This window comes from Muriicola jejuensis (genome assembly GCF_010671595.1).
GTDB lineage: Bacteria > Bacteroidota > Bacteroidia > Flavobacteriales > Flavobacteriaceae > Muriicola > Muriicola jejuensis.
The window spans coordinates 112,731-138,604 of record NZ_JAABOP010000002.1 but is presented as its reverse complement, the minus strand read 5'-3'; the positions used below and the strand labels follow the sequence as shown (position 1 = coordinate 138,604).

29 protein-coding genes and 1 other RNA gene are annotated in these 25,874 nt (G+C 50.3%); 15 read left to right on the top strand and 15 right to left on the bottom strand.

Annotated elements, in window-relative coordinates:
• The first annotated feature begins 59 nt into the window (after positions 1-59).
• From ssrA to GWK09_RS08640, 7 genes are all read left to right on the top strand, one after another.
• Positions 60-456: a transfer-messenger RNA gene (gene ssrA, locus GWK09_RS08670) on the top strand.
• Positions 457-1,159: 703 nt separating this feature from the next.
• On the top strand, positions 1,160-1,453 hold the full coding sequence (locus GWK09_RS08665) for a hypothetical protein (RefSeq protein WP_239530868.1): 294 nt from the start codon (positions 1,160-1,162) through the stop codon (positions 1,451-1,453).
• A 127-nt stretch (positions 1,454-1,580) separates the two neighbouring features.
• On the top strand, positions 1,581-2,492 hold the full coding sequence (locus GWK09_RS08660) for a lipid A deacylase LpxR family protein (protein WP_204260416.1): 912 nt from the start codon (positions 1,581-1,583) through the stop codon (positions 2,490-2,492).
• Between the two features lie 74 nt (positions 2,493-2,566).
• The gene (locus GWK09_RS08655) at positions 2,567-2,920 is read left to right on the top strand and encodes a PKD domain-containing protein (protein ID WP_163692791.1); all 354 of its coding nucleotides are present in this window, start codon (positions 2,567-2,569) and stop codon (positions 2,918-2,920) included.
• A gap of 196 nt (positions 2,921-3,116) precedes the next feature.
• A complete protein-coding gene (locus GWK09_RS08650; protein WP_163692790.1) occupies positions 3,117-3,338 on the top strand; it encodes a hypothetical protein in 222 nt (73 codons plus the stop codon).
• Between the two features lie 150 nt (positions 3,339-3,488).
• Positions 3,489-3,818 carry a YegP family protein gene (locus GWK09_RS08645; protein ID WP_163692789.1) on the top strand — a complete coding sequence of 110 codons (330 nt, stop codon included), beginning with the start codon at positions 3,489-3,491 and terminating at the stop codon, positions 3,816-3,818.
• 108 nt (positions 3,819-3,926) lie between these two features.
• Positions 3,927-5,294, top strand: coding sequence for an exonuclease domain-containing protein (locus GWK09_RS08640; protein WP_163692788.1), 1,368 nt, complete (start codon positions 3,927-3,929; stop codon positions 5,292-5,294).
• A gap of 121 nt (positions 5,295-5,415) precedes the next feature.
• Here GWK09_RS08640 and GWK09_RS08635 read toward each other — a convergent pair whose 3' ends face one another.
• From GWK09_RS08635 to GWK09_RS08595, 9 genes are all read right to left on the bottom strand, one after another.
• A complete protein-coding gene (locus GWK09_RS08635; protein WP_163692787.1) occupies positions 5,416-5,598 on the bottom strand; it encodes a hypothetical protein in 183 nt (60 codons plus the stop codon).
• A 167-nt stretch (positions 5,599-5,765) separates the two neighbouring features.
• Entirely contained in the window at positions 5,766-5,981 is a 216-nt protein-coding gene (locus GWK09_RS08630) for a YgaP family membrane protein (RefSeq protein WP_163692786.1), read from the bottom strand.
• 152 nt (positions 5,982-6,133) lie between these two features.
• Positions 6,134-7,543 carry an MBL fold metallo-hydrolase gene (locus GWK09_RS08625; RefSeq protein ID WP_163692784.1) on the bottom strand — a complete coding sequence of 470 codons (1,410 nt, stop codon included), beginning with the start codon at positions 7,541-7,543 and terminating at the stop codon, positions 6,134-6,136.
• A gap of 42 nt (positions 7,544-7,585) precedes the next feature.
• The gene (locus tag GWK09_RS08620; RefSeq protein WP_163692782.1) at positions 7,586-9,331 is read right to left on the bottom strand and encodes a SulP family inorganic anion transporter; all 1,746 of its coding nucleotides are present in this window, start codon (positions 9,329-9,331) and stop codon (positions 7,586-7,588) included.
• 33 nt (positions 9,332-9,364) lie between these two features.
• Positions 9,365-10,024 (bottom strand): Crp/Fnr family transcriptional regulator, encoded by a 660-nt coding sequence (locus GWK09_RS08615; RefSeq protein WP_163692780.1) that lies wholly within the window; start codon positions 10,022-10,024, stop codon positions 9,365-9,367.
• Positions 10,021-10,806: an aldose epimerase family protein gene (locus tag GWK09_RS08610; protein WP_163692778.1), complete on the bottom strand. Its 786-nt coding sequence runs from the start codon at positions 10,804-10,806 to the stop codon at positions 10,021-10,023. The genes GWK09_RS08615 and GWK09_RS08610 overlap by 4 nt, the downstream gene beginning before the upstream one ends.
• Before the next feature lie 3 nt (positions 10,807-10,809).
• A complete protein-coding gene (locus tag GWK09_RS08605) occupies positions 10,810-12,108 on the bottom strand; it encodes a M20/M25/M40 family metallo-hydrolase (RefSeq protein ID WP_163692777.1) in 1,299 nt (432 codons plus the stop codon).
• A gap of 31 nt (positions 12,109-12,139) precedes the next feature.
• Positions 12,140-13,120, bottom strand: coding sequence for a PLP-dependent cysteine synthase family protein (locus GWK09_RS08600; protein ID WP_163692775.1), 981 nt, complete (start codon positions 13,118-13,120; stop codon positions 12,140-12,142).
• Between the two features lie 80 nt (positions 13,121-13,200).
• On the bottom strand, positions 13,201-14,442 hold the full coding sequence (locus GWK09_RS08595) for an ABC transporter permease (RefSeq protein ID WP_163692773.1): 1,242 nt from the start codon (positions 14,440-14,442) through the stop codon (positions 13,201-13,203).
• Between the two features lie 66 nt (positions 14,443-14,508).
• On the opposite strand from GWK09_RS08595, the gene GWK09_RS08590 reads away from it, so the two are divergent.
• Positions 14,509-15,792 carry an exo-beta-N-acetylmuramidase NamZ family protein gene (locus GWK09_RS08590; RefSeq protein ID WP_394367573.1) on the top strand — a complete coding sequence of 428 codons (1,284 nt, stop codon included), beginning with the start codon at positions 14,509-14,511 and terminating at the stop codon, positions 15,790-15,792.
• Here GWK09_RS08590 and GWK09_RS08585 read toward each other — a convergent pair.
• Both GWK09_RS08585 and GWK09_RS08580 read right to left on the bottom strand, forming a co-directional pair.
• Positions 15,783-16,628, bottom strand: a complete 846-nt coding sequence (locus GWK09_RS08585; RefSeq protein ID WP_163692771.1) for a sterol desaturase family protein — start codon at positions 16,626-16,628, stop codon at positions 15,783-15,785. The two genes, GWK09_RS08590 and GWK09_RS08585, sit on opposite strands and share 10 nt — an antisense overlap.
• Positions 16,629-16,669: 41 nt before the next feature.
• Positions 16,670-17,164, bottom strand: a complete 495-nt coding sequence (locus tag GWK09_RS08580; protein ID WP_163693417.1) for a YkgJ family cysteine cluster protein — start codon at positions 17,162-17,164, stop codon at positions 16,670-16,672.
• A 28-nt stretch (positions 17,165-17,192) separates the two neighbouring features.
• Between GWK09_RS08580 and GWK09_RS08575 the strand changes: the two genes are divergently transcribed.
• Positions 17,193-17,972 (top strand): class I SAM-dependent methyltransferase, encoded by a 780-nt coding sequence (locus GWK09_RS08575; RefSeq protein WP_239530866.1) that lies wholly within the window; start codon positions 17,193-17,195, stop codon positions 17,970-17,972.
• A gap of 85 nt (positions 17,973-18,057) precedes the next feature.
• Positions 18,058-18,852 (top strand): hypothetical protein, encoded by a 795-nt coding sequence (locus tag GWK09_RS08570; RefSeq protein WP_163692769.1) that lies wholly within the window; start codon positions 18,058-18,060, stop codon positions 18,850-18,852.
• A gap of 48 nt (positions 18,853-18,900) precedes the next feature.
• Here the strand turns inward: GWK09_RS08570 and GWK09_RS08565 are convergent, their stop codons facing one another.
• Both GWK09_RS08565 and GWK09_RS08560 read right to left on the bottom strand, forming a co-directional pair.
• Entirely contained in the window at positions 18,901-19,533 is a 633-nt protein-coding gene (locus GWK09_RS08565; protein WP_163692767.1) for a 7-carboxy-7-deazaguanine synthase QueE, read from the bottom strand.
• A 56-nt stretch (positions 19,534-19,589) separates the two neighbouring features.
• The gene (locus GWK09_RS08560; protein WP_163692765.1) at positions 19,590-20,042 is read right to left on the bottom strand and encodes a RidA family protein; all 453 of its coding nucleotides are present in this window, start codon (positions 20,040-20,042) and stop codon (positions 19,590-19,592) included.
• Between the two features lie 58 nt (positions 20,043-20,100).
• On the opposite strand from GWK09_RS08560, the gene GWK09_RS08555 reads away from it, so the two are divergent.
• The 5 genes from GWK09_RS08555 (at position 20,101) to GWK09_RS08535 (ending at position 24,667) form a co-directional block, all read left to right on the top strand.
• On the top strand, positions 20,101-21,615 hold the full coding sequence (locus GWK09_RS08555; RefSeq protein WP_163692763.1) for a helicase HerA-like domain-containing protein: 1,515 nt from the start codon (positions 20,101-20,103) through the stop codon (positions 21,613-21,615).
• Between the two features lie 47 nt (positions 21,616-21,662).
• Positions 21,663-22,208 (top strand): hypothetical protein, encoded by a 546-nt coding sequence (locus GWK09_RS08550; RefSeq protein ID WP_163692761.1) that lies wholly within the window; start codon positions 21,663-21,665, stop codon positions 22,206-22,208.
• Positions 22,209-22,257: 49 nt separating this feature from the next.
• On the top strand, positions 22,258-23,097 hold the full coding sequence (locus GWK09_RS08545) for an alpha/beta fold hydrolase (RefSeq protein ID WP_163692759.1): 840 nt from the start codon (positions 22,258-22,260) through the stop codon (positions 23,095-23,097).
• A 73-nt stretch (positions 23,098-23,170) separates the two neighbouring features.
• On the top strand, positions 23,171-23,593 hold the full coding sequence (locus GWK09_RS08540) for a VOC family protein (protein ID WP_163692757.1): 423 nt from the start codon (positions 23,171-23,173) through the stop codon (positions 23,591-23,593).
• Positions 23,594-23,704: 111 nt separating this feature from the next.
• Positions 23,705-24,667 (top strand): NmrA/HSCARG family protein, encoded by a 963-nt coding sequence (locus tag GWK09_RS08535; RefSeq protein WP_163692755.1) that lies wholly within the window; start codon positions 23,705-23,707, stop codon positions 24,665-24,667.
• A gap of 16 nt (positions 24,668-24,683) precedes the next feature.
• Here GWK09_RS08535 and GWK09_RS08530 read toward each other — a convergent pair whose 3' ends face one another.
• Together GWK09_RS08530 and GWK09_RS08525 are read right to left on the bottom strand one after the other, a co-directional pair.
• Positions 24,684-24,884, bottom strand: coding sequence for a hypothetical protein (locus GWK09_RS08530; protein WP_163692753.1), 201 nt, complete (start codon positions 24,882-24,884; stop codon positions 24,684-24,686).
• A 12-nt stretch (positions 24,885-24,896) separates the two neighbouring features.
• On the bottom strand, positions 24,897-25,868 hold the full coding sequence (locus GWK09_RS08525; protein WP_163692752.1) for an aldo/keto reductase: 972 nt from the start codon (positions 25,866-25,868) through the stop codon (positions 24,897-24,899).
• Positions 25,869-25,874 lie beyond the last annotated feature (6 nt).

Genomic DNA, 25,874 nt, shown 5'->3' with positions numbered 1-25,874 from the left:
GCGCAAACTTTTTGGTATCTTCGCAATCCTTTTTATCGGACAACGTTCTTTAACATATTGGGGCCGACTGGTTTTGACAGCGAGACCAATGGCATTGTAAGCATGTCGAGCGCTGGGATACAGCTCGTAAATCTCATATTTCACACTTTTAAATGGCGAATCTAATTACGCTCTTGCCGCTTAATCTGAATTATAGTAGGATATAGCCTCGTCCCTGCAAGGCAGGGAAGCGAGATGTCCCGGGATAGCCCTTGTTGATGGCGATCCGCACCGGGGCACCATAAAAATCAACATAGGATCCCCGTAGCTTCGGCGGGGGTTCAAAATCAAAGAAGCTAAGTACAGGGTAGGCGGTTCCTGGTCAGCCCTGTATCGAAAACCGAACAGGTCCTAAACATGTAGAAAGCAGTGGTATTGCTTGTTTGGACGGGAGTTCGATTCTCCCCGGCTCCACGATCACTCACAAACCCCGCCAAAAGGCGGGGTTTTTCGTTTTCTGAGGCCGTACAGAGCTTGCTCTGTTAAGGATTTAGGAAACGGAAAACCGCTTTGCCCCTGGCAAAGCGAGGTTTGTGTTTGCAGGACGGGATCTCAGGAGAACAGTGCGCGAAGCGCGGTAATCTCCCGATCAAAATCTAGAGCAAAAGTTCCATAAGCCCATTGCGCCAGCAATGGGTATTTTTATTTGCAATATCGGAGACCCGGAGAACAGCGCGCGAAGCGCGTTAATCTCCCTCGTTTGAGAAATGGGCTGAAAATTTGCTTCCAGGAGAACAAATTAACTGCTTTTCCTCTGGCAAAGCCGGGTTTGTGCCTGCCTGCCGGCAGACAGGTTTGCAGGACGGGATCTCAGGAGAACAGCGCGCGAAGCGCGGTAATCTCCCTCGTTTGAGAAAAAGGCTGAAAATCTGCTTCCGGGAGAACAAATAAACTGCTTTGCCACCGGCAAAGGCAGGTTTGCAGTACTTGATCTCAGGAGAACAGCGCACGAAGCGCGGTAATCTCCCTGCAACGTAACGAAGCATACCTTTTTCAAAGGATTTTGAAATCTCTATTTACTAACTTCCTCAGGCCATATAACGGCATAAAAGTATATATCAAAGACTTTTCATGTACTTCTTCTTTATTTAAGCTAGCTTAGAGGTCCTAAATTTCTGTTTTGAAGTTGACTAATTCCAAATTCCTTCTAATACTGGCGGTGGTGATCATCGGCTTCGGCATCGGTATCTACCTCCAGGACCTCAAACACAAGGAAAGCACGGAAGCAGCCTGGAAGGCTAACAGGTACAATTTGGAAAGGTTTAACCAAATCCGCGAATATACCGGCAAAATGAATGCAGCCAACTGGCGGCGCATGAGGGACAGCATCTCTCAGGAACTCGACAGTTTTATGATTCTGAGATTTAGGAAGGAGATGGACAGCCTGAACAAAATCGAGAAAGCCGGGGATTAAAAATTCGGCCCATATATTCAGTATTTTTATCTTTCCCCTCCAAAACATTTTCTTGATCCCTAAATTTCTTACATCTCTCAAAACTCTCTTTGGTCTATATGGCAGTCTTCCTTTGGGATATTTGCTTTTGGTCACCTTGATAAATAATCCACTTTATTCCCAGACCATTACCACTGGTACGCGGAGGAATAATGAACCGAATCACCAACTCAGTTTACAGCACGACAACGACTTCTTTGCGCTCAGCGACAGGTACTATTCCTCCGGCCTTTTTCTCTCATATACCAGGCGACTCAGCACCTGGGAAAAAGGAGATGAGAACCAGCAAATCACCCTGAAACTCGGACAGGAGGTCTATACCCCTGCTGATATCAAGGCCAGAGAAATTTCAGAACAGGACAGACCCTACGTAGGTTTCCTGGGGTTGAGGACAGGCTGGTCCAGGGTGAAGGAAAACCAGGCCGTGGATGTCAGCCTCCTCCTGGGTATTGCCGGCAATAATTCAGGTGCCGGGGGATTCCAGCGGTGGTACCACAAGATCTTCGTAGTATCGGACCCTCCTGTATGGACCGGGGAGATGAACAATACAGCCCATGCCAACCTCTACGTGGACTATTACAGGGAATGGACCCTCGCCCCCCTGCCTTTCTCGGTAAGGACCGGGATTCAGCCAGAGCTTGCCTTTGGAACACGTGATCAGTACGGGCAACTCACCTGGATCTCTTATTTCGGGAGGCGGGACCCCCTGAGATCGAGCATGGCACACCACCGCATAGGAGCGACATCCAGGGAGATCTATTTCAGTCTTAGGGCCGATTACCGCTATGTGGCCCACAATGCCATGCTGGAAGGAAATGCGGCCGGGGACGATTCCATTTTCCTGATCGATGCCCTGAAACACCTTTTTACTGCAGGTCTGGATGTTCACCACCGGTTCGGACAGAACGAATATCGCTTCGGCTACCGCATCCTGACCCCTGAGGCGAAAGGAACCAGGGCGCACAAATACGTTTCCCTGACCTATGCCAGGAATTTCTGAGGCTCTTTTTACCCGGTGAGATCATTTGCGAAACCATTGCGGAAATTACTATTTTTAGGGCCTAATCTATGTGTATGAAATCTTTCAGGATCCTTATCGGTCTTATGATATTACTGCTTCACCTGCAGTGTTCCAATGACGACGGCAACACTACGCCCGAACGCAGCACTCCGCCCATTGCTGAATTCAACGCCCTGGCCACCACCATACGCGCAGGGACCCGGGTACAATTTGTCAACGGATCTCTCAATGCAACCTCTTACCTCTGGTCCTTCCCCGGGGGCACACCGGACAGCAGTACGGAGGTAGAACCTTTTATTCAGTACCTCAACCCCGGAACCTACGATGTATCCCTCACGGCTATCAACAGTGAAGGAAACAACACCCAGACCCGGGAGAATTTCATTACGGTAGTAGACCCGAACTGAGCTCAGGCGGTAGTTGAGGAATCCAGTTGTTGAATTCGCCACGATATTTTATCAGGGATCCTCTGGGCGTAACATTTCCTATGCACTAAGGTGCTTAGCTTTTTTTTAAGGAAATAATAGGAAAAGTTTATGAATAGGGGGTGATGACTCCAATCAAATGTTTCCTATCTTTTCAGAGGTTTAAGATTACAGCAATATGGATTTACTGAAAAGAGCAGAGACATTTGAGAACATGAAAATGAGCCATATGTCTACCAGTGATAGGGTACAGGCGTCCAGGGATGCCAAAGAATTGATCCTCGCATTGAACGAGATTTACAAGAAGACGAAAGATCCTGAGCTCATGGATCTCATGAAAAGGCTTACAGAGAAAAAACAGAAGATAGAAAAGAGATTGAAAGGTTCTCCCGTGATTTAAAGTAGTAGTACTTTAATTTCAGGGACCTTTTTTGTCACGAAATCTGATAAAACAGCAATAATCCACCGTAAAATGTGGATTATTTTTTGTCTGTTGCTTAAAAAAAATGGTATTTAATAGTAAATTTGGAAAAATTCAAAATACTTCAAAATGGGCAAATTCGAAATTAAAAAAGACAAATCAGGTCAATTCAGATTTAACCTCAAAGCGGGTAACGGTCAGGTAATCCTTACCAGTGAAGCTTACAAGACCAAGGCAGCCTGTGAGAATGGCATTGAGTCCGTTCGAAAAAATTCCAAAAACGACGGGATGTTCGAGCGCAAAGTTGCCAAAAACGGCAAACCCTATTTTAGCCTGAAGGCCTCCAATGGCCAGGAGATCGGCGCCAGCCAGATGTATGCATCCGCCTCCTCCATGGCGAACGGTATCGCCTCTGTAAAGAAGAATGCGTCTTCGGCAAAAGTGGTAGACAATTCTTAAATCATTCGCGGGAATCTCCCGTGCTTTGAAAATGAAATGAGAGAAAGGGCAACGGATGTTGCCCTTTTTTCGTGTTTGCGTTACCTTTAGGAGGAAGAAATTCCCAGGGTGTATTGCATTGTAGACATAGAGACCACAGGAACCGGGATCCGGGGGAACAAGATCACGGAGATATCCATCTTCAAACATTCTGGTGGAAGGGTCCTGGAGGAATTCACCACCCTGGTCAACCCGGAATGTGAGATCCCGCCTTTTATTACCGGACTCACGGGAATTGACAATGATACGGTACGCGATGCTCCTCCTTTCAGGGATCTTGCCGAGGAGATCCTGAAGATCACGGAGGGCTGCATATTTGTTGCCCACAGCGTGAATTTTGACTACCACGTCATCAAGAACGAATTCAACGAACTCGGGATTCCCTTTTCCAGGAAGAAGTTATGTACAGTTCGACTGGCCAGAACGGTATTTCCCGGGTTCCGGTCCTACAGCCTTGGAAAATTATGCACTTCTCTGAACATACCCCTTGAGGACCGGCACAGGGCAAGGGGTGATGCACAGGCCACCGTTATTCTCTTCGAACAAATCATGGCCTCTTCCGGTATAGAAACTACCCTCAAGAGATTCCTGAATGCCAGGTCCCAGGAGGCCACCCTCCCGCCTTCCCTGTCCAGAGGGCAGTACGAAACGCTCCCCCAGGCACCGGGTGTTTACTACTTCAAGAATGCCAAGGGAGAAGTGATCTACACAGGCAAGGCCAAGAATATCAGGAAAAGGGTTCTGGGCCATTTCTATGACCGAAGTGAGAAAGAGGTTCGCATGTGCCGTGCCACCGAACAAATAGAATACGACCTGTCTGGCAATGAACTCGTAGCCCTGCTCATGGAGAACCAGGCCATCAAAAGGCTGTATCCCCTTTACAACAGGGCACAGAAGAGAAAAGTGCAGGGGATATCGATCTTTTCTTATGAGGACAGGGAGGGTATTCTCCACCTGGCTTCCTCAAAAACAGGAAGTGTGCCAAACCCTCTGGTGGTACTTTATTCTTTGGCGGAGTGCAGGGAACTCCTGGAAAATCTCTGCCGTCGTTTTGGGCTTTGTCCCAAATACTGCCACCTGCAGGAAGGGGTCTCTACTTGCAACCACTTCAGACTGGGTCCGTGTGACGGGATCTGCAGGGGCAACGAGGGCGTTGCGGATTATAATACAAAGGTACAGCAGGCCATCGCATCACTCACCTCGGAAAGGGAGAACTTCATCATAAAGGAAAGAGGCAGAAACCCTGGGGAAGATGCGCTGGTAGTGGTGAGGGATGGTCTGTATTACGGCTATGGTTTTATTCCCAAGGAAACCGAGGTCTCCTCCATGGAAGATCTCCTGGCCTTTGTTACCCCACAAAAGGAAACCCTGGAAGACAGGAGACTGATCAGTTCCTATGTGCTCAGGAATCGTGAGAAGCTGTTGGAAATAAACTAGAGATTTCTGAGGAAGCCCGCTTAGTGCTTCTTGTTGAGTTCTTTGTACATCCTGATGACGAAGAGCATCCAGACCACGAAGATCAGACCGACGAAGATGGAGTATGCAAGAATAAAATCCATCACTTCCTGAATTTAAAATAGTTCATAAAACCAAGAATGGTCGGCGCCCAGAACGCTATGAAAATCGCGTCGAGCTTATTGCCCGTCAGGTACATATATTCGGAAACGACAATGATCGAGAGGACGACAAGGAGTAAAATGACGTTAATGACCCCTACACTCCGAATGAAATTTTTAAGCATTTTCTATGATTGTCATGTCTAAATTAAGAAAATCCCCCTAACGAAACGGGGGACTGTACTAAATTTACAAATGTCGATATAGGAATTTTCAATACCTCATCCGGCCGGGGCCCGCTATGAGTGCATTCAGAGAAGGGGACCGGTTCTTTAAACCTTTATGCCCACCCTTAGGAACCTCTTCGGTTTACACTGCAGGTATTAATGCCGAAAATGCCGTAAAGTGGACAAAAACCGATCAAACTTGTAAACAGGAAGATCGCGGTAATGGTTAACAGGACATACGAGTACACGCCTTGCACCACATCGTAATAAACCAGGGCTGCCGCGGTTAAAGCGACTACCACGCGGATGATCTTGTCCAAGGTTCCCATGTTAGTTTTCATATCTTCTTATTTTCAGGTTAGGTGATAAGTGACCAGGGCAATGAGGTATACAAGCCCCAAACAGAGAATACATACCCCGATCCACTTTATCCATTTATACCTACTCACAGAACAATACTAGCCAAACCAGCCCTAACAATCAATGATATCTGTCATAAGGTGGAAGGACATACGTAATCCGTGACCTCCATCCCGGCAGCCTTGATCGCATCAAATCCTCCTCCTACATCCACCAGGTTGTGGATTCCCCTGCTCTTGAGGATGGACGCCGCTATCACTGAACGGTACCCGCCTGCACAATGCATGTAGAAGGGTTTATCGTCCGGAAATTCACTCAGGTGCTCATTGAGGGTGTCCAGGGGGGTGTTTTCCGCATTGACCAGATGCTCCGATTTGTATTCCGATTCCTTTCTGACGTCAAACACAGTGGTGTTTTTATCGGAGAGTTCTTTGCTAAGCTCTTGAGCTGGTCTGGAATCGATCGTGTCGATCTCCTTGCCTGCTTTCTTCCAGGAGTCGAATCCCCCTTTCAAATAGCCGAGGGTATGGTCAAAGCCCACCCTTGAAAGCCTGGTCACCGCCTCTTCCTCCTGCCCTTCGGGCGTCACCAGTAAAATACTCTGGGTGACATCGGCAATCAGGGCGCCGACCCAGGGTGCAAAATCCCCATTGAGTCCGATAAAGATCGATCTGGGGATATGTCCTTTTACGAAATCCTGCTGAGTGCGCACATCCAGGACGATGGCCTCTGTTTCATTGGCAAGTACTTCGAATTCTTCAGGGTTAAGGGCCCTTGTTCCTCTCTTTAATACCTCGCCAATATCTTCGTATCCTTCCTTGTTCATCTTAACGTTCAGCGGAAAGTATTTAGGGGGAGGCAACAGGCCTTCCGTTACTTCTTTGACGAATTCCTCTTTGGTCATATCTGCCCGAAGGGCGTAATTCATCTTTTTCTGGTTTCCAAGAGTATCTACGGTCTCCTTCATCATATTTTTTCCGCAGGCGGATCCCGCCCCGTGTGCTGGATAAACCGTGACATCATCCGCCAGTGGCATGATCTTCTCCCTCAGGCTGTCGTAGAGCAGCCCTGCGAGCTCCTCCTGGGTGAGGTGTGCGGCCTTTTGTGCCAGGTCGGGCCTGCCCACATCGCCCAGGAAAAGGGTATCCCCTGAGAATATGGCGATGTCCTTGCCTTTGGCATCCCTGAGGAGGTAAGTGGTACTCTCCATGGTATGACCGGGTGTATGCAGGACCTTGATAGTGAGGTCGCCTATCTTGAATTCTTCCCCGTCCTCAGCGATATGCGCTTCAAAGGAGGGATCCGCATTAGGCCCGTAAATTATGGGAGCCCCGGTCTGTTTGGACAAGGTAACATGCCCACTGACGAAGTCGGCGTGAAAATGCGTTTCAAAGACGTATTTGATCCTGGCCTTATCCTTTGCCGCCCTTTTGATGTAGGGCGACACTTCCCTGAGGGGGTCGATAATAGCCGCTTCTCCCATGCTTTCTATATAATACGCCCCCTGTGCGAGGCAACCTGTATAAATCTGTTCTATGGTCATCTTTTCTCTACTTTTATCACTGCAAAAATAAGGGATAATGAGCTAGCTTCGGTAACCCTGGTTACCAACGGGATTCCGCTGATATGCTACCCTGTCCTTCAACTCCTGCTTTTTGGCGGGATCATCAAAGAACTCGACCGCCTCCCGCGTCTCCACAAAAAGGCACTCTTTGGGAAGCAGTTCCATGATCCCACTCGAGAACAGGATATCCCTTGTCGGGCCTATGGCTCCTGCAATAAAGAAGTGGATCCCCTTTTCATACAGGCTTTCAATGAGTTTTTTCAAGGTCTGGGTCGCTGAGGAATCGATGTAGTTGATCGACTCCGCATTCAGGATCACCGCATTCAGGGCAGGGCCTTTCTGGTGGATGAGTTCCATAAGGTGTGATTTGAAGAAATTGGCATTCCCGAAATAAAGCTGGGCATCAAACCGCACGATCAAGAGATCGGGTCTCAGGAGGGCATCCGATCCAAAACGATCCACATTCCTGTAGTAAGGAGTTCCCCTGATATTGGCCAGGACCGCCACATGTGGGTTAGAAGTGCGGTAGACCATAAGCAGCAGGGAGATCAGGACACCGGTCAGAATGCCCTCCATGATCCCGACAAAAAGGGTCAGGAGAAAGGTGGTGATCAGAACCAGGAATTCGTCCTTCCTGTACTTCCAGAGAATTTGGGCATAACTGATGTCTACCAGCCCGTACACAGAGACCATGATGATGCTGGCAAGTACGGCATTGGGTAGGTAGTAAAACAAGGGGGTGAGAAAGAGCAGGGTAAGGAGGACCATTAAGGCCGTAAAAAGGGTTGCGAGATTGGTCCTGGGTTTGGACTCGTAGTAAATGGCAGACCTGGAAAAACTGGAGGTGATCGGGTAGGACTGGAAAAGGGAACCGGCCATATTAGACAGGCCCAGTGCCACCAGTTCCTTATTCGCCTTGAGCCGGTCTCCGTTCATCTTGTCCTCCACACCTTTGCCAATGGTGATCGTTTCCAGGTAGCCGACCAGGGCCAGGGTAAGGGCGATGGGCCACAGGTCCATCAACACGCCCCCGCTTAGCTCGGGAAGGGCGACCGAAGGCAGGCCCCTGGGGATCTCTCCCACGATCCCGACATCTCTGGTCACCAGCTGGAGAAAATACACAGAGAGGATGCCCAGGATGACCACGATCAAAATGTAAGGTAGCTTCCTGTTCCATTTCCTGAGCAGCACCATAAGGAGAATCCCTACAATACCAATCCCAAGGTCAAAGGGGTTGATCTCGCCTATCTTTTGAAAAGCGTTCCAGAGGACCAGGTGCAATTGGCTGCTGCCTTCCATGTCTATGCCAAGCAGGTATTTCAGCTGACTAAACATGATGATCAGGGCGGCCCCGGAAGTAAAACCACTGATCACCGGTCTTGAAAGAAAATTGACCAGGAATCCCATCCTAAAGATTCCCAGGAAAAATTGAATGCCGCCTACCAGAAAGGCAAGGACGATGGCCATAGCGATGTAATTCTCCGGACCCACCGAAGCTATCGCCCCAAGCCCGGCGGCCACCAGAAGGGAGTCCATGGCCACCGGCCCCACCCCGAGGGCCCTTGAGGTCCCGAACAGGGTATAGACAACCAGGGGAACCATGGACGCATACAGGCCATAGACCGCAGGCAATCCTGCGATCAGGGCATAGGCCAGACCCTGAGGGATCAGTACGATGGCCACCGTGATCCCTGCAAGGAGATCACTGGGAAGGAAGGACCATTTGTACTTTCCTATCCAGTCCAAAAATGGAAAAATCTTATTCATTCTGTTGGCATTACGGACGGGCTAAATCCGGAATCACAAGCTATTTACCTTGATCTGGCTTCGCTGGAGATCGATCTTTCCCTCCCTTTCCATCTTCTTAAGCAATCGGGAAACCACGACCCTGGAGGTATGCAGGTCTGCCGCGATCTCCTGATGCGTGGTATGGATCACATCGTCGTGGTTTACCATGGCCTTGTCCCTCAGGTATTTCAACAGGCGTTCATCCATATTCATGAAGGCGAGTGTATCGACGGTTTCCAGCAATTCCTGCATCCTGTTGTGATAACTGTCGAGGATAAAAGCCCTCCAGCTCCGGTATTTTCCCATCCAATCCTCCATTTTATCCACCGGTATCATCAGCAGTTCCACATCAGACTCCGCTACGGCCCGTATATTGCTCCTGCCCTGTTTGACGCAACAGGAGAGGGTCATGGCACAGGTATCCCCTTTTTCTATGAAATACAACAGCAGGTCATCCCCCCTTTCATCTTCACTCATGATCTTTATGGCACCGCTGAAGATCAGGGGCATAAAGGTGATCTCGTCCCCTATATCCATGAGGTAATTCCCCTGCTCCACCTTCTGGAACTTCCCCGCTGCGTGGATCTCCTTTATCAGCTCATCCTCAAAAAGATAGCCATACAGGTCTTTGAGGTATTCCAGTGTTAATTCGTTCTTGTTTTGCTCCTTCATGATTTGATATTTGGTATTAGTAACACCTCAAAGGTCGCTTCCGGGCCGTCCAGATGACGGAATCCCTCATGGAGGAAGGTCTGTTCGACTGCGTAGGGATAAAAGGTGATAGGCTCCACACAGATCATACTGGCCACCGGTGACCACAACATGAACTGTCCGAATCCACGGGTCCGAAGCCCAATACGTTTCTCGTCTTCAAGTATCAGCAGCTCCGTCCCGGAAACCTCCAGAGCCCTGTCCCCGGCCTCCATGACTTCCCGAAGTCCGTAGGATCTTCCTTCTGCTATCACCCGCGCATTCTCTGTGCGCAATTGAAAAGCCGGGTGGTAACCCAGCATATAGGGCATATCCTTGTCTCCACTAATGCCAAATGTGATCTTTAATCCTTCTTCCCCAAGCTGGAAATGTTTCTTAAACACAAAACTGAATGGCCAGATCAATTTGGGGGCCTTGGACCGGGCCGGATATTTTGAATTGGAGATCAGGGTTCCCGCTGTGTATTGCTTTATATAGGTAGCTGATCTTTCCTTCTGCTCCTGTTGGGTGTATCGGAGTTCCCGCAGATGGCCGTGCTGGTCCAGCACCGCATTGCCCTTAGGGACCTGTACCCTGTACCCCGCAGCAGCTGTCGGGCCTATTACAGGGAACATTTCTGCATCTGAATTCCCCCATCCCGGTTGTCCCTTCTGATGCATGTATTCAAAGCCCTCATCCTTGTAACTGATGAGTTCTCCACCTTCTATGACCGCCACCTGATCTTTGTATTCCAGGGTCACCATGGGCTATTGATTGATAAGTCGGTAGATCAGGATGGCCGATCTTTTGGTGAGTGCTTCGATGGTATTCAGGTTCACGGTCTCCTCCGGAGTATGGGCCCCGGAACCCATGGTTCCAAGCCCGTCCAGGCAGTCGACATAATTCGCTACAAAAGAAGTGTCTGCTGCTCCTCTCCTGCCCGGATCATAAGCCAGGACTTCTCCTTGCCCCAGGGCTTTGCTCACCTGGTTCAGCTCTTCGAGCAACCGCATATTCCCCTCTGTGGGTGGCATGGCCGGATAGCTATCTGTAAAGGATATCTCAGCTGACGTCTGGGGCAGGTTTTCGGAAACAATGGACCTCATCTTCTCCCTTGTCCTCTCCTTTTGTTCCTCGGAAATAAATCTCAATCCCCCCCGGACGTATGCGGTCTGGGCTACCACATTGGTCTTCCCAAAAACCTCTCCTGAACTTTTCATGGTATCGAATTCGGTAAAGGTACCTCCCATCAGGATCCCGGGGTTGAAAGTCAGAAATTCCTCCCCTTTAACTTCTTCGTAAAAGGCATTGAGGATACGCGACATTTCAAAAATGGCCCCTGCACCCGTCCTTTCACTGAATACTCCGGAGGAATGAGCCCTCTTTCCGGTCACCTGCACTTCCCAGCCGGAGGCCCCGCGACGGGCCACGGTTGCATAGTTGAACCCGGTAGAGGTTTCATATCCCAGGGCGATATCGCTTCGCTTGGCTGCCTCGATCAGGTCCTTTCTGCTAATTTCAAGCGGTTTTCCCGTGCTCTCCTCGTCTCCCGTAAAGGCGACAATGATCTGAGCATCCTTTAATAATCCCTGCTCCTGTAAGGCTTTGAGTGCATAGAGGATGATCACATCACCTCCCTTCATATCATTTCCGCCTGGGGCGTGGGCCGTGCTGTCATTGATTCTTTCAAAACGCTGGAACGGGCTGTTCTCCTCAAAAACCGTGTCGAGATGACCGATAAGCAGCAATTTCTTCCCTTTGCTGCCCTCTTTTTCCGCAAATAGGTGTCCTGCCCTGTTCATCTCCGGGGGCATCTCGATCCAGCGCGTTCCAAAACCGATCTCTTCAAAGGCATTCTGAAAGACCTTTCCCACCTCCCTGACACCGGCAGCGTTCAGGGTACCGCTGTTGATATTTACCACTTCCTCCAGGAAGCCAATGGCCTCATCATTGTTCTTTTCAACCGTGGCCAGGATCTTTTTTTCAGTGCGGGATAGCTTTTGGGAAAAACCGGGGAGGGTGAGAGCGGATGCCATCACCAGGATGAGAATGTTTCTGATTTTCATGGTAACTCTTTGGGGATAAAAGATAGGAAATCTATTCTAGAAAGCCTTGTTTTTTCATCCATTCGTCATTGTAGATCTTGCCCACATAGCGGCTTCCGTGATCGTGGAAAAGAACGACCACCACATCGTCCTTCCCGAAGTGCTCTCTGAGCTGGAGTACACCTTTGATAGCAGCACCCGCGGAGTTCCCGAGGAACATCCCCTCTTCCCTCGCGAGTCGCCTCGTATACATCGCGGCATCCTTATCCGTCACCTTGGTAAACCCGTCAATGATGTCGAAGTTCACATTTTTGGGCAGGATGTCCTCCCCTATCCCTTCGGTGATATAGGGATAGATCTCATTCTCGTCAAAGATCCCCGTCTCGTGATATTTCTTAAAAACGCTGCCATAGGTATCCACACCCCAGACCTTGATGTTCGGGTTTTTTGACTTCAGGTAAGTCCCTACTCCGGAGATGGTCCCCCCTGTACCTACTCCCACCACAAAATGGGTCACCTTTCCGTCTGTCTGTTCCCATATTTCAGGCCCTGTGGTCAGAAAATGGGCCTTGGTATTCGACGGGTTGTCATACTGGTTTACATACCAGGAATTTGGGATCTCCTCAGACAGGCGACGGGCGGTTGAATAGTAACTCCTGGGGTCGTCCGGGGCTACGTTGGTAGGACAGACGTAAACCTCGCTCCCCACTCCTTTGAGGATGTCGATCTTTTCCTTGGATTGTTTGTCAGAGATCACGCAGATCATCTTGTAGCCCCTTACGGCAGCGACCAGGGCCAGGCCCATCCCCGTGTTTCCGGATGTTCCTTCGATTATGGTCCCCCCGGGCTTTAATTTCCCTTCGGCTTCGGCATCGTCTACCATTTGTACCGCCATGCGGTCCTTTACCGAATTCCCCGGGTTAAAGGTTTCGTACTTCGCCAGCACAAGACAGGGCAGTTCCCTTGTCAGTACATTCAACTTTACAAGGGGTGTCTTCCCGATGGTCCCCAGAATATTCTCAGCGTAATCCATAGGCTACAAAGATAGGAGTTCCTCTTTTCTGCTTCTCGCAAGTGATCGATTTTGATTGCATTTTAACAGGGTGTATCCCGTCAGTCGAATTTGATGGCCTTCACAGGACTGATCCTGGTAATGATGTGGGAAGGGATGAGCATCATGAGCATGCAGAGCAGGAGCACCCCTGCGTTCAGGAGGAGTACGGTGGGCAGGTCTATGTAGACCGGGATGTAATCGATGTAGTATTCCTGGGGGTTTGGAAAGCGGAAATAGCGATAGGTATCCTGGAACCAGATCAGTCCCAACCCCAGGAGGTTCCCCCAGAACAGGCCTAGAAGGATCAGGTAGGCCGCATTATAGAGGAAGACCTTCCGGATACTCCAGTTTGCCGCCCCCAGTGCCTTGAGGATCCCGATCATGGGCGTGCGTTCGAGGATGAGTACAAGCAGGGCCGTGATCATATTGATCCCCCCAACGATGATCATGATACCGATGATAATACCTATGTTGAAGTCGAACAGCCCGATCCACTCAAAGATCTTGTAATACTTGTTCTCTATGGTCTGGGTGTCCAGAGTACTCAGGGTCTGCCCGTAGATCTGGGCGCTCTTTTCGCCTATTTCATCAAAATCGCTCAGAAAGACCTCGAAATTCCCAACCTCATTATCACCCCATTGATTCATCCGCTGGATATGCCGTATATCCACCAGGATGTAAGTGCCGTCGAACTCCTCGAAACCGCTGTCATAGATCCCTTTAACCGTAAACCTGCGCTGGTTCGGGATCTTTGAGGGGTCTTCTTCTTTGAGGAAGAACGTGTAGAATTCGTCTCCCACATCGAGCTGCAACCTGCTCGCCATGAGCCGTGACATGAGTACTTCCGTATTGAGACCGCCTGTATAGTTTGGGATATTTCCCCTCACCAGGAATTCCTCGAAAGCCGTCCAGTCGTAGTCCGGGCCCACTCCCTTGGCGATAATCCCTTCAAAGGTATCTTCCGTCCTTATAATACCCGCCTTCGTGGCCACTGCCTGGACGTGGCGCACGCCTTCCACAATGTCAAAATCCGGATAAAAATCCTGCTGGAGGGAAACCGGGATGACAGACACCTCGGAATTGTTGTTGTCGTAATTATAGATCTGTATGTGGCCATTGAAGGCCGCAATTTTTTCCCGGATCTTGTATTTAAGCCCTACCCCCGTTGCGATGGCGATCAGCATCATCAGAACCCCCAGCGCAATAGCCGCAATGGCTATTTTTATTATTGGGGCGGATATGCTAATTTTATGCTGCTTACCCTTGATAAGGCGCTTTGCGATAAACAGTTCTAAATTCAACCGATGTTTTTTTATCTCCCCCAAAAATACAGTTTTCAACTGTTAGTTCCCGATGTTTCTCTATCGATGAAAAAGTCGTACCCAGCGTGGGCACCTTTGAGAACGGGGATATTCTTCTTCTTTCTCCTGAGCATGTCTCTCCTCTTCGGATGCAAGGGGCAGGGATCCGGAGCCTCCATGCCCGCGGAGATCCCGGGAGCTGCAAGGGTGGATTCGACGGCACAGAACCTGAAGGTAGGTGCCAACCGTACGGAGGTTTATTTTCCTCTCCTGAGGGATAAAAAAGTTGGCCTCGTAGCCAACCAGACCAGCGTTATTTTCAGGAAAGACGAGGGATCCGGGGAAAAGACTTCCTATACCCACCTGGCCGATTCCCTCCTCTCTGCCGGGATTAATCTGGTCAGGGTCTTTGCGCCGGAACACGGATTCAGGGGCACAGCAGATGCCGGGGAAGAGGTGAAGGACGGGGTTGACAAGCGCAGCGGCCTGCCGGTCATTTCACTTTACGGCGAGAACCGAAAGCCGTCCAGATCGCATTTGGAAGGTCTGGATCTGGTGGTCTTTGACATACAGGATGTGGGAGTGCGGTTCTACACCTATATCGCAACGCTCCAGCTGGTCATGGAGGCCTGTGCCGAAGCGGGCATCCCTGTCATCGTACTCGACCGCCCCAACCCCAACGGACAATACGTGGACGGGCCTACCATGGAACCTCATCTGAAGAGCTTTCTCGGGATGACCCCCATCCCCCTGGTGTACGGGATGACCATAGGGGAATACGCCACCATGGTCAATGGCGAAGGCTGGCTCGAGGGTGGGAAAAAAGCAGACCTGACCGTCATCCCTCTGGAAGATTACACCCACGAAGCGGAGTACAGCCTTCCGATCAGGCCTTCCCCTAATCTGCCCAATGACAAGGCCGTCAATCTCTATCCCAGCCTGGGGCTTTTTGAAGGTACGGACATCAATGCCGGGAGGGGTACAGAATATCAGTTCCAGCGGTACGGAGCGCCTTATCTCAACCGGGAATATTTTACCTTTAGCTATACCCCTGTACCCAATCCGGGCGCAAAAAATCCAAAGCACAAGGAGGCGACCTGTTACGGAGAGGACCTGAGTTCGGCTCCCGTTCTTCGAAAGGTATCCCTGGAATGGCTGATCAGGGCATACAAACATTGTGATCGGAAAGACCTGTTTTTCAACACCTCAGGTTTCAGTAAACACGCAGGGACAGATAAACTTCAAAAACAAATAGAGGAAGGACTGGGGGAAGAAGAGATCAGGGAGACCTGGGAGGCAGACCTGGAGGCCTTTTCCGGGATCAGAAAAAAATACCTTCTTTATCCTTGAGGAAACCCCTCACCGCCGGTGGGCTTGCGATATTTGTGAAAAGGTTGTTTTAAAAGTCCCGCGATGGAACCATTTTGTTTTCTGTCTGGAAACGTATCCACCCCATAGATAATAGCCTCCCTGTCTAGCTCCATATACGTACCGAAGAGCCTGTCCCAGATAGAGAAAATATTGCCATAGTTCGAATCCGTGTAGGGGAGCACATAATGGTGGTGGACCTTGTGCATATCCGGTGAGACCAGGACATAACTGATCGCCCTGTCGACCTTCCTGGGCAGGCGTATGTTCGCATGACCGAATTGGGTGGCCACCAGGGAGAGGGATTGATACAGCATAACGATGCCGATAGGCGTGCCTGCAAGCAGCACACCGAACAAGGTAAAGGTGAAGCGGATGAGACTTTCAAGGGGATGGTGCCGGTTCGCGGTGGTCGTGTCTACCTCGTGGTCCGTATGATGAACCAGATGGATCATCCACAAGGGCTTCACCTGGTGTTCTACGTAATGGGCGAGATAGGCCCCGAAGAAATCGAGGAGAAGCACCCCGAGAATGACATAAGCCCATAAGGGCATCTCGGGCAGCCAGTTGATGATCCCAAAATCATTGGCAGCCACCCAGTCACTGGTTTTCAATAACAGAAATGCGAGAGCGAAATTGATTGCGATGGTCGTAAGGGTGAAAAAAAAGTTGGGGATGGCGTGCCTCCATTTCTTATACCGAAAACGGAACAAGGGCACGGCCCCTTCCAGGAGCCAGAAGAAGGTGATCCCCAGCACCAGCAGCAGGCTGCGGTGACTGGAGGGAATGGTCTCAAAATACTGGATCAGATTTTCCACAATCACAAAAATAAGATATTTGATTTCTTCTATCCAAGAGCCTAAGTCCGGATCCTTCTTTTCATTTCCTCCACAATATTAAACGCTGCGGGACACACATACGTATTCTTTACCGTAAGTTTTCCCAGCTGTTCAAACCTTCGGCGGTCTGTATGCGGATATTCTCTGCAGGCCTTGGGCCGCACTTCATAGATACTGCAATAATTATCTGCCCCCAGGAAGGGACAAGGCACCTCCTGCAAGACGGTATCCCCATCCTCATCGGTACGGAGGTAGGTCTCCTCGAACCTGGACGCCTTCATCTTAAGATGCCTTGAGATCCGATCTGTATCGGCCCTGGTAAAAAGCGGGCCTGTGGTTTTGCAGCAGTTGGCACAGGTAAGGCAATCGGTGCGCTCGAATTCGGCCCGGTGCAACTCCTGAATGGTCAGGTCCAGGTCTTTGGGGGGCTTCTTTTTGAGACGGGTAAAAAATCGACGGTTCTCGCTCTCCTTCTCCCGTGCTTTCTGAGGGAGGGACTCCAGCAACTCCTTCATCGGATCAACCGGCAAATTTTCATCCTCCATGTTTATAAGTTTTCAGTACTGCTGCAAATATCCCACTTTTGTGATAAAGAAGATGGGTATGACCAACGATGTCTTTGGCAGGGCGATACGGGACTATTATTTTTCGGGGAAAAAGGAAGGTGAGATACAGACCTTTTCTTCCCTGGGGGAGGAGGATGCCTTCCCTGTATCCTACCTTTTCCGGGATTTCAGCTCTATGCCTGCCCTCGAACAGCATGCCCTGAAGCTTTGCAGGGGGAGCGTCCTGGATGTCGGATGCGGTGCCGGAAGCCACAGCCTGCACCTGGCAGGAAAAGGAATGGAGGTCACCTCCCTGGACCTTTCCAAAGGGGCAGCCGAGGTCTGCAGGGCGAGGGGACTTACGGATGTGGTCAGGTCCGATTTCTGGAGGTATAGCGGCAAAAAGTTCGACACCCTGTTGCTGTTGATGAACGGCATCGGAATCGCAGGCCGTCTCGACCATCTTCCCGAGTTCTTCGAAAAGGCAAAGGAACTGTTGAAGCCCTCGGGCCAGATCGTGTTCGACTCCAGCGACATCATCTATATGTTCGACCAGGATGAGCACGGCCATTATGAGTTTCCCGACCCCCACACCTATTACGGAGAGGTCATTTTTCAGGTGGGGTACAAGGCCTTGAGAAGTGAACCTTTTCCCTGGCTGTACGTCGATTGGGATACCATGGCAAAAATGGCCGCAACCCATGGATTTGGATGCCAACTTGTAAGGAAAGGGGATCATTACGACTATTTGGGTAAATTGACCCTTTTAGGATACTAGCTAAGCGTATTCTTCGTTTTACGTAGGGTAAAAACGTCCTTACTTGTTATATCAGTACAACAAAAAGACTTTGAGCATGTTTTCAATGAAGCGATTCTTTTTCCTGATGGCGGGAATATTGATCTTAGCCGGGTGTTCCAAGGATTCTGACAATACGGGAAATCCTCCGGATAACATAGACCGGTCTGCCAACCTCCTGGCAACGGGCGATTCAGCGAATGATATCCTGACCAACGACACCTATGACCGATTGCTGATAGAGATAGGGTATGTCACGGGTTTCAGGCCCAGTGCGGAGGCGATGAATAATTTCCAGGCTTTTCTGCAGCAGCTCACCTTTAAACAGAGCATCGAAATACAATACCTCGAACTTCCGAGTCCAAATAAAAATGAGCTCAGCCTGCAGGAGGTAGCCGACCTGGAATTTGACAACAGGACGGCCTACAACGAGGAGAGTACTCTGGCTATCTACATTTACTTTGCGGATGCGCCCTCGGATACAGACGATCCCCAGGAAGGGACCGTGACCCTGGGAGCGGTGTATAGGAATACCTCCATGGTCATCTATGAGGAAACCGTAAGGGATCTCGCCCTGAAAAGCAGCCAGATCACCATAGAGGATGTGGAGACGGCCACTCTGAACCACGAATTCGGGCACCTGCTTGGACTTGTAGATCTGGGCTCACCCCCTGTGAATGCTCATGAGGATCCCAATGCAGAACACCACTGCAATGTCAATGGATGCCTGATGCGGGCCGAGATCGAGTTCGGCAGCGGGTTGCTGGGCATGATGAACAACCGCCTCCTGACCGGGAAAGCGGCCGTACCCGGACTCGACTCCGAATGCATGGCAGACCTCCAGGCCAACGGAGGCCGTTAGGTTAGATTCGCTGGCGTATTCTTCCAGGTGAAATTTGATTTCCGGAAATCAGGGAATATTCAGGTATTTATGGGTCTGAAGGGACACCTTCCATTTGGGGTTCGCCATTACGTATTCCACGATATAGGGAGTGACCTTTTCTCGCACACTCCATTCGGGCTGCAGGTAGAGGAGACAGTCTGGCCCGACCTTCGAAGCGTGTTCCTCGGCGAACCTGAGATCATCCCTGTTGTAGACAATCACCTTTAATTCGTGGGCTTTGTTGTGAATATCCCCCACTGGGGCCTTGTTCTTCTTTGGGGAAAGGCAGATCCAGTCCCAGGTCCCGGTCAGCGGATAGGCCCCGGAAGTTTCAATGTGGGTCTTAAGGTTCCTGGCCTTGAGAAGAACTGTGAGTGGCGTCATGTCCCACGTAAGGGGTTCACCACCCGTTACCACGATGGTATCAGAGTATTTTGCTGCGTTCTCAACGATGGCCTCGACGGAAGTGGGGGGATGGAGGGCGGCGTTCCAGCTTTCTTTTACATCGCACCAGTGGCATCCCACATCGCATCCGCCTATTCGGATGAAATAGGCCGCGGTCCCCTTGTGGTATCCCTCTCCCTGAATGGTGTAGAATTCTTCCATGAGGGGAAGCATTAACCCCTGATCTACGAGTTCCATGATCTCTTTGACTTCCATGCGGCAAAGATACAGCTTAGTTTTGGAGAAATCGAATACCCAAAAAGTGAGGGCAACTAATTCCTGACAGCGATCACATCGATCTCTACCCTGGCATCCCGCGCCAGACCGGAGGCCGCAAAGGTGGTCCTCGCCGGCTTTTTGACGAAGAATCCGGAATAGACCTCGTTGAATGCCGAAAAATCCTCCATGGTACTGAGGATTACGGTGCATTTCACCACATGGTCCAGGCTGAGGCCGTGTTGCTTCAAAACCTCGATGATATTGTTTATTGCCTGAGTAGTTTCTGCCCGGATCCCTCCTTCCACCAGGGTGCGCGTGCCGTGATCCATCCCGATCTGACCCGCCAGGAAAAACAGGTTGCCCGCTTCCACCGCATCACTGTAAGGGGCCGATTGCTTTTTCGGCTCGTGCGAAGGGTGAAAGATGATCCCCGGCTTGTCCTGGGCCAGGGTAGGTGAAATTATCAGTAGGGTAAGAAAAGAGAAAAGCAACCAGAGGTCTTTCATGATTTTGCCGTTTTATTGTTGCTTAAAATTACCCTATTTTTATCGAAAATTAAGAAAGATGGGTAAGAAGGAAGATTTCTTTGCACATATAGAGGCAGGCTATACGACCAAAGGGGATTATATATCCATGGGGGCGGCCATGTTAGACGGGGAGGCGATCACTAATGCCCTGGTGAAGATCCCGTTGAAGACCCTCAACCGCCACGGCCTTATCGCCGGTGCCACGGGAACAGGGAAGACCAAGACCCTGCAGGTCCTGGCCGAAAACCTCTCAGACAAAGGGATACCCGTTTTGCTGATGGACTTGAAAGGGGATCTGAGCGGACTTGCCCAGCCGAGTCCCGGGCACCCTAAAATAGACGAAAGGCATGAGAAGATCGGCTTTCCCTTTACCGCGAAGAAATTTCCGATAGAGATCCTTTCGCTTTCGGAACAGGAAGGGGTGAAGTTAAGGGCCACGGTTTCGGAATTCGGCCCCGTACTGCTCTCTCGCATCCTCGACCTCTCAGACACCCAGGAAGGCATCGTGGCGGTGATCTTCAAATACTGTGACGACCATAAACTGCCCCTGCTCGACCTGAAGGATTTTAAGAAAGTGCTTCAATATGCCACGGGAGAGGGAAAAAAAGAATTTGAAGAGAGCTACGGACGTATCGCTACCAGTTCCACAGGCTCCATCCTGAGGAAGGTCATAGAACTCGAACAACAGGGGGCCGACCTCTTCTTCGGGGAAAAGTCCTTTGACGTGAACGACCTGACGCGTATTGACGAAAACGGACGGGGGTTCATCAGTATCATCAGGCTGACCGATATCCAGGACCGGCCCAAACTGTTCTCCACCTTTATGCTCAGCCTGCTGGCGGAGGTGTATGCGACCTTTCCTGAGCAGGGCGACAGCGACCGTCCGGAACTGATCCTATTTATCGATGAGGCCCACCTCATTTTCAAGGAAGCTTCAAAGGCCCTCCTCGACCAGATCGAAAGCATCGTAAAGCTGATCAGGTCAAAAGGGATCGGCCTCTACTTCGTGACCCAGGACCCTACGGATGTGCCGGATGCGGTCCTCGCCCAACTGGGACTGAAGGTACAGCACGCCCTAAGGGCCTTTACGGCCAAAGACCGGAAGGCGATCAAATTAACCGCAGAGAACTACCCGATCTCGGATTTCTACGATACGAAGGAGGTCCTAACTTCCCTGGGAATTGGGGAAGCGCTGATCAGTGCCCTTGACGAGAAAGGCAGGCCCACTCCCCTGGCCGCAACCCTCCTGAGGGCGCCTATGAGCAGGATGGACGTCCTGACCGAAAAAGAGTTGAAGGAGGTGATCGACCAATCCCGACTCATCCCCAAATACAATGAGACCATAGACCGGGAGAGTGCCTACGAGATCCTGAACGAAAAGATCGAAAAGGCAGAGGCTATGGCCAAAAAAGAAGAAGAAAAGGTTTCCACCAGGACTTCCTCTTCCCGATCGCGAAGGAGCAGTACCCGCCAAAACCCGGTGGTAAAAGTCCTCACCAGCGCTACTTTTATTCGAGGTGTCCTTGGTATCCTCAGCAAAGCCATGAAATAGGGCCTTAAACAGACCCAAATACCTGTACAATTTCCAAATTATTCTTTATGAAGAAGATCATTCTAAGCCTATTATCCATATTCCTGCTAACTGCCTGCCAGAAGGAAACTGACCCCAGGTTCAGCATCACGGGAGAAGGGGTCGGGCCCATCACAAAAACAACCACACTAGCAGAACTGAAAACCCTGTTTGCATCCGATTCCATCGTAGAACCGGCGGCCAATGTTCAGGGTCAGTCGACCTCGGAGGCCATCAAAATCTATGAGAAAGGTGGAAAACAGTTATTAAGCGTAAGTCCAACTACAGACAGTATCCCCGTCATCGCGAATATCAGGATACACGACCCCCGGTACGTGACCCCGGAGGGTGTGAATGTTCTGAGCACTTTTAAGGATCTGCGGGAAAAACTGAACATTAAAAAGGTGATCACCTCCCTCAACAATGTGGTGATCCTGATCCGGGACAGTGACCTCTACTTTACGATCAGCAAAGAGGAACTCCCCGCAGAACTGCGCTTTGTAAGTTCGGATATCGATATGATCCAGATCCCGGACAAGGCCAGGATCAAGTACATGATGGTGGGATGGAACTAACAGGGAACGTAGATGCCTCAGATATAAAAACCCTTTTAATCCTTTCGGTTTGAAAAGAGCCTTTCAAAGGATGCTTCCCCTTGCCATAGGGAAATACTTCAACCTGCTGGCCACCTTCTCTCCCAGGAAAGCGGCCCACAAGGCCTATATCGTATTCTGCACCCCCAGGAAGGGTAAGGTGTTGCCTATCCAGGAAATATTCCTCAGGGATGCTGCCTATGAGCGTATCACTGTGGAGGATATGGAGATCCAGACCTATCGGTGGGCGGGGAAAGGCAAGAAGGTGCTGCTGCTCCACGGGTGGGAAAGCAATACCTACCGATGGAGGAACCTCATCGGTTTCCTGAAGGATGCAAGCTATGAGATCCTGGCCTTCGATGCCCCTGCTCAGGGCCATTCTACCGGGAAGTTACTGAACGTGATCCGCTATACCGCCTGTACGCGGACTGTGGTGGAGCGATACCAACCCGATTATATCATCGGACATTCCATGGGCGGACTCACGGCAGTCTATCATCAGTTTCGGTATCCCAAGAATTCTCTTAAGAAGATCGTGACCATCGGCTCGCCTTCAGACCTGGAGGACCTCATCATGCAATACCAGAAGATCCTGAGGTTCAATAATAAAGTATTTCATGCGCTCGACAGCTACCTGAAAGCCAGGTTCGGCTTTGGGATACGGGAATTCTCCACAGCCGAATACGCCAAAGAGCTCGATATCAAAGGGTTGCTCATACACGATGAACTGGATACGATAGCCCCATTCCGGGCCTCTGAGAAAGTGCACAGGAACTGGAAAGGCAGCCAGTTGATAAAGACCCGGGGGTATGGCCATTCCATGCACCAGGACTTTGTGAGCGAAGAGATCCTGGATTTCCTGAACTCCTAGAAAAGGATTAATTTTAATTTATTATATCATTTTCAATCAAACACAGATACCCCATTAACAAATCTCAATCACTATGTCGTCCATCACCCCCTTTCACGTCGCTATTCCCGTTCACAATCTGGCTGAGTGCCGCACCTTTTACCGGGAGGTGCTCAACTGCGAAGAAGGCCGAAGCAGCGATCACTGGGTCGATTTCAACCTCTTCGGGCATCAGCTGGTAATCCACTACAAGCCCAAATCGGAAGAAGAACTGCACACCAACCCGGTAGACGGGAAGAATGTACCTGTACCTCATTATGGCGTGGTCCTGCCCTGGGACACCTTCCAGAATTTCTCCAGGGAACTCAAGGCCAAAGGGGTGACCTTCATTATTGAACCATATATCCGTTTTCAGGGAGAAGTGGGTGAGCAGGCAACCATGTTCTTCCTGGATCCAGCGGGAAATGCCCTCGAATTCAAGGCATTTAAGGATATGGGGCAATTGTTTGCAAAGTAAACTATCAGATGTAAGTTTCTGGTTATGAGCGTATCATCTTCGCTTCAAGATGATTTGTGTCCATCTTTTTTGTAACTTCAGAGGGTACGATCAACCTAAGATATACCCATCATGAAATCCAAAAGAATCATTGCCGTTGTGGGTGCCACCGGTGCCCAGGGGGGTGGAGTCATTGACGCCATTCTCAATGATCCCTCAGGTGAATTTACTGTCAGGGCCATCACCCGTGATGCAAATTCCGAAAAAGCCAAGGCGCTCTCGAGGAGAGGAGCTGAAATAGCAGTAGCAGATGTCTCGGACAAGGAAAGCCTGGTGAGGGCATTCGAGGGGGCTTACGGGGCCTTTTGTGTGACCTTTTTCTGGGATCACTTCTCCCCCGAAAAAGAGATTCAACACGCCCAAAACATGGCAGAGGCGGCTAAAGAAGCGAATATTTCCCATGTGATCTGGTCTACGCTGGAGGATACGCGAAAGTGGATTCCCCTGGATGATGACCGAATGCCCACGCTTATGGGTAAGTACAAAGTACCCCACTTCGACGGGAAGGGGGCCTCGAACACATATTTTGAAAAAAGCGGCGTACCCTATACGCTCTTGCTGACCTCCTTCTTCTGGGATAACTTTATCTTTTTCGGGGCTGAGCCTCAAAAAGGACCGGACGGAACATTAGCCATTACTTTTCCATTGGGAGATGCCAAATTACCGGGAATAGCCGTAGGGGATATCGGGAAATGTGTCCTGGGAATATTCAAGGCAGGGAAAGAGTATCTGGGCAAGACTGTGGGTATTGCAGGCGAACACCTTACGGGGAGTCAAATGGCAGATGCCTTCACCCGTGTTTTAGGCAAACCGGTAAAATACAATGCCGTGACCCCGGAAATGTATCGGTCCTTCGGATTTCCAGGAGCTGATGACCTGGCCAATATGTATCAGATGATGGATGAGTTTGAATCCGACTTTTGCAAGGCGAGGAACCTATCTGAGACGCGGAAGCTGAATCCCGAATTACAGACCTTTGAAAACTGGCTTAAAAAGAACAAGGGCAAGATTCCAGTTCAAACAGAATCCACTTAACTAAGGCCGGCCGAAGCTATTCATCCTGCGATTTTTTCCCGGATTTAACCCGATGCCAGATCCAGAGAAAAAGTGCGTAGACCAGCCCAAAGACCAACCCGTCCCTCACTTCGCGAAAGATGATCCCGGAGGAGTATTCCTTTTCCAGGATCAATGAGATCAGGACATATAGCACCACGGCTATGGCCACCTGTGCAATAAATTTTTTGCGTTCCATAGATCGTTCCGATTACTGCGACCAGGAGGTAGGTACACGATCCCAGCGGTGGGTGCGCAGTGCATTGTACAGGGACTTGTCGAGCCCCTTCCCATCGCTGGTCCATATGTTGGACCGAACGTGTTCCTGCTTCCTCATCCCTGGGATCACAGTGTCTACCTGGTCGTTCATCAGGATAAAGCGCAGGGCCATCTCTGCCATCGACATTCCCTCGGGCACCAGAGGCCTGAGCCTGTCGGCCCGTTCTGCACTGGGAATAAGGTTTTCAGGCACAAAGTAGGTACCCCTCCAGTCGCCTTTAGGAAAGACCGTATCCCGGGTAATATTCCCGGTAAGCGTACCCTCGTCAAAGGGTACCCTTGCGATCACCCCTATGTCCATTTGATCACAGAGGGGAAACAATGCGTCTTCCGGGGCCTGGTCAAAGATGTTGTAGATCACCTGTACCGTATCGATCTGGCCCGACTTAAGGGCCTTGATCCCGTTCTCGGGTTCCCACCTGTTCATACTGATCCCCATAGAAGCTACCTTCCCGGAGGTTTTCAGGTCTTCCACCGCACGCTGCCATTCCTCCCTGTGCGCCCATGTATCATCCCAGGTATGGAACTGCATCAGGTCTATGCGCTCCACATCCAGATTCTTTAGGGTTCGGTGGGTATAGTCCATTATGTGCTCAGTGGGATAGGAATCCTCAAAGGCATAGTCGGCCAGTGCGGGCCACTTAAAATTTTTTGGGGGTATCTTGCTCGCGGTGTAGAGTTTTTTCCCTGGGTGCCTTTTCAGGAGTTCTCCCAAAAGTCTTTCACTGTGGCCTTCACCGTAGCCCCAGGCCGTATCGAAGAAATTGACCCCCAGTTCCACCGCCAGGTCGAGGGACCGGGCTGATAAGCGGTCATCCGATTCCTTCCAGGAGCCCATGCCCCACATACCGTATCCTATCTCGCTTACTTCCCATCCTGTACGTCCAAATATCCTGTATTTCATAATGTT

What these genes read in the sequence shown, in the direction of transcription:
- GWK09_RS08655 (WP_163692791.1), top strand. Translation starts at nt 2,567, where the DNA reads ATGAAATCTTTCAGGATCCTTATCGGTCTTATGATATTACTGCTTCAC.
- GWK09_RS08650 (WP_163692790.1), top strand. Translation starts at nt 3,117, where the DNA reads ATGGATTTACTGAAAAGAGCAGAGACATTTGAGAACATGAAAATGAGC.
- GWK09_RS08645 (WP_163692789.1), top strand. Translation starts at nt 3,489, where the DNA reads ATGGGCAAATTCGAAATTAAAAAAGACAAATCAGGTCAATTCAGATTT.
- GWK09_RS08635 (WP_163692787.1), bottom strand. Translation starts at nt 5,598, where the DNA reads ATGCTTAAAAATTTCATTCGGAGTGTAGGGGTCATTAACGTCATTTTA.
- GWK09_RS08630 (WP_163692786.1), bottom strand. Translation starts at nt 5,981, where the DNA reads ATGAAAACTAACATGGGAACCTTGGACAAGATCATCCGCGTGGTAGTC.
- GWK09_RS08625 (WP_163692784.1), bottom strand. Translation starts at nt 7,543, where the DNA reads ATGACCATAGAACAGATTTATACAGGTTGCCTCGCACAGGGGGCGTAT.
- GWK09_RS08620 (WP_163692782.1), bottom strand. Translation starts at nt 9,331, where the DNA reads ATGAATAAGATTTTTCCATTTTTGGACTGGATAGGAAAGTACAAATGG.
- GWK09_RS08615 (WP_163692780.1), bottom strand. Translation starts at nt 10,024, where the DNA reads ATGAAGGAGCAAAACAAGAACGAATTAACACTGGAATACCTCAAAGAC.
- GWK09_RS08610 (WP_163692778.1), bottom strand. Translation starts at nt 10,806, where the DNA reads ATGGTGACCCTGGAATACAAAGATCAGGTGGCGGTCATAGAAGGTGGA.
- GWK09_RS08605 (WP_163692777.1), bottom strand. Translation starts at nt 12,108, where the DNA reads ATGAAAATCAGAAACATTCTCATCCTGGTGATGGCATCCGCTCTCACC.
- GWK09_RS08600 (WP_163692775.1), bottom strand. Translation starts at nt 13,120, where the DNA reads ATGGATTACGCTGAGAATATTCTGGGGACCATCGGGAAGACACCCCTT.
- GWK09_RS08590 (WP_394367573.1), top strand. Translation starts at nt 14,509, where the DNA reads ATGAAAAAGTCGTACCCAGCGTGGGCACCTTTGAGAACGGGGATATTC.
- GWK09_RS08580 (WP_163693417.1), bottom strand. Translation starts at nt 17,164, where the DNA reads ATGAAGGAGTTGCTGGAGTCCCTCCCTCAGAAAGCACGGGAGAAGGAG.
- GWK09_RS08575 (WP_239530866.1), top strand. Translation starts at nt 17,193, where the DNA reads ATGTTTATAAGTTTTCAGTACTGCTGCAAATATCCCACTTTTGTGATA.
- GWK09_RS08570 (WP_163692769.1), top strand. Translation starts at nt 18,058, where the DNA reads ATGAAGCGATTCTTTTTCCTGATGGCGGGAATATTGATCTTAGCCGGG.
- GWK09_RS08565 (WP_163692767.1), bottom strand. Translation starts at nt 19,533, where the DNA reads ATGGAAGTCAAAGAGATCATGGAACTCGTAGATCAGGGGTTAATGCTT.
- GWK09_RS08560 (WP_163692765.1), bottom strand. Translation starts at nt 20,042, where the DNA reads ATGAAAGACCTCTGGTTGCTTTTCTCTTTTCTTACCCTACTGATAATT.
- GWK09_RS08555 (WP_163692763.1), top strand. Translation starts at nt 20,101, where the DNA reads ATGGGTAAGAAGGAAGATTTCTTTGCACATATAGAGGCAGGCTATACG.
- GWK09_RS08550 (WP_163692761.1), top strand. Translation starts at nt 21,663, where the DNA reads ATGAAGAAGATCATTCTAAGCCTATTATCCATATTCCTGCTAACTGCC.
- GWK09_RS08540 (WP_163692757.1), top strand. Translation starts at nt 23,171, where the DNA reads ATGTCGTCCATCACCCCCTTTCACGTCGCTATTCCCGTTCACAATCTG.
- GWK09_RS08535 (WP_163692755.1), top strand. Translation starts at nt 23,705, where the DNA reads ATGAAATCCAAAAGAATCATTGCCGTTGTGGGTGCCACCGGTGCCCAG.
- GWK09_RS08530 (WP_163692753.1), bottom strand. Translation starts at nt 24,884, where the DNA reads ATGGAACGCAAAAAATTTATTGCACAGGTGGCCATAGCCGTGGTGCTA.
- GWK09_RS08525 (WP_163692752.1), bottom strand. Translation starts at nt 25,868, where the DNA reads ATGAAATACAGGATATTTGGACGTACAGGATGGGAAGTAAGCGAGATA.